General features: G+C 42.5%; 1 protein-coding gene. It reads left to right on the top strand.

The annotated features are described in order from the left end of the window. Nucleotides 1-99 precede the first annotated feature (99 nt). The gene (locus F7888_RS22240; protein WP_191783582.1) at nt 100-1,377 is read left to right on the top strand and encodes an IS110 family RNA-guided transposase; all 1,278 of its coding nucleotides are present in this window, start codon (nt 100-102) and stop codon (nt 1,375-1,377) included. The last annotated feature ends 307 nt before the right edge of the window (nt 1,378-1,684 follow it).

Below are 1,684 nucleotides of genomic sequence, written 5' to 3'. Positions count from 1 at the left end.
TTTTCGGGGACTTGAACAAAAAGAGCCCTCTTGGTATGATGCGGGGTGTCAAATCGTCGACGAAATGACCCCTAATTTGTAACCAAGGAGGACTCCATAATGGATTTTAAACAAAATCAGAAAATAAATCAAGTCACCGAGAAAACACTTGTGGTCGGAATCGATATTGCCAAGCGTACGCATTACGCTTGCTTTGTAGATGATCGCGGTCGTGTGCTTCAAAAGTCTTTTGCTGTTTCCCAGTCTAATAGCGGTTTTAATTATTTCTATCAACGTATTTTGACCGCAATGAAAGAAAATGAAAAAACAGAGGTTATTGTTGGGATTGAACCTACTGGCCATTACTGGCTCAATTTAGCTTATTTCCTTGAGGAACGGGGCATCCCCTTAGTAATGACAAATCCGATGCACGTCAAACGTTCAAAGGAGTTAGACGACAATCTTCCAACTAAACATGACCGAAAAGATGCGCTAGTAATTGCTCGTCTTATTAAAGACGGTCGTTTCAGTTATCCGCGTATTTTAAAGGAAATGGAAGCAGAACTTCGTGTTGGCTCAACTTTTAGAAGCAAGTTGGTAGAGGAGTTAGGCTCTCTCAAAAACATGATGATTCGCTGGTTAGATCGCTATTTCCCAGAGTTTACTCAGGTGTTTCCTTCATTCGGAAAAATGGCTTTAGCTGTACTTGAATGTACTCCATTTCCGAGTGATTTTCACCAAAAACAACCCGATGAAGTCTTAACCCTTTATCGAAAGGTCGAGGGGCTAAAATCCCCACAAAGACCAAAAGCAGTGCACCTTATTGAAGTCGCGGCTAACTCTATCGGGGTAACAGAAGGACGTGAGATGGCCCACATTGAAATCGCCACGCTCGTTCGCCGTTACCATCAATTAGAGAAAGATATCGAAAACATTACGGTGCACTTAGTTGAACTTGTAAAAACGTCTGTAGAGTATGAATGGCTATCAACCGTCCAAGGACTTGGAGATACCACCATTGTTGACTTATTAGCCGAAATTGGAAGCTTTTCACACTACGAAGATCCACGCCAACTTATCAAACTCGCGGGATTAACGTTACGTGAAAATTCCTCTGGTCTGCATAAAGGACAAAAACGTATTTCTAAACGGGGCAGACGAAAGTTACGTGCCCTCCTGTTCCGAGTTATGATGCCTATGATTCGCCATAATGAAGCCTTTAGAAAGCTGCACGAGTATTACACAAACCGTCAGGTTAATCCATTACGCAAGAAGCAATCTATCGTGGTTTTATGCGGTAAGCTATTAAAAGTATTACATGGAATTAGTACCAAGCACAAAGCGTTTGACGCACAGCGAATGATGAGGGATATTCCAGGTCTCGCAGAGGCTGTTTAAACCCTACATCCCCTTAATAAGACCTAGACAACAGGATGACACGGAGAAGCTGGCAATATATTTTCCATTCGACCTTGAGTCCCTAAAGGAGCTTCGCTAGCCTCTGCCTTATGACTAGACCGAACGAAGGAATGTAGGCACATTGATGCCCAGAGACATGGGAGGGTACGTCATCATAAGCTACGCAGAGATCCATTGTGCATCGCATAATTCCCTATCACTACTTTCTATAATTATCCAGTAGTGACCGCGTAGCGTACCCGTAGGTTGGAATAATTACACATAATATATAAATTCTGTTAGGAAT

The organism is Litchfieldia stipae, from assembly GCF_014837155.1.
GTDB lineage: Bacteria > Bacillota > Bacilli > Bacillales > Bacillaceae_L > Litchfieldia.
The sequence above is the reverse complement of the archived record's forward strand: the minus strand, read 5'-3'. Positions and strand labels throughout refer to the sequence as shown.

Excerpts from the sequence above, each read along its gene's own strand:
- F7888_RS22240 (WP_191783582.1), top strand. The coding sequence starts at position 100 with ATGGATTTTAAACAAAATCAGAAAATAAATCAAGTCACCGAGAAAACA.